Genomic DNA, 342 nt, shown 5'->3' with positions numbered 1-342 from the left:
CTGGCAGTTTGGCGAAGTCAACTACGGAGGCTGCATTGTTCATCAACACTTGCAGGGCTTCTACTTTAGTGATGATGGAGGAACCAGCTGCACCGGCTGTGACGTTACCGCCGTTGACGATGATCAGAGTATCTGTGCCGTCGCCGCCTGTCAGGCTGTCACCTGTTTCGATGGTGTCTGCCAGGTAGAATGTGTCAGCACCAGTACCGCCTGTGACTGTGACATTTTGTACTTGACCGGATGTGTCAGCTTTGCCTGTTGTGAAGATGCCATTGCCCAGGTTGATTGTCAGGTTGCCTTTGAATGCGGATGCATCAATGGCAGACAGACGGCCTGCAGCTT

At 52.9% G+C, this 342-nt stretch carries 1 pseudogene; it reads right to left on the bottom strand.

Features of this window, described 5'->3' with window-relative positions:
* Positions 1-342, bottom strand: a pseudogene (locus H8L47_RS29270) (hypothetical protein); the annotation flags it as partial.

Source organism: Undibacterium umbellatum, assembly GCF_014284125.1.
GTDB lineage: Bacteria > Pseudomonadota > Gammaproteobacteria > Burkholderiales > Burkholderiaceae_D > Undibacterium > Undibacterium umbellatum.
Note: the sequence above shows the minus strand (reverse complement) of the source record. Positions and strands in the feature narration are given on the sequence as shown.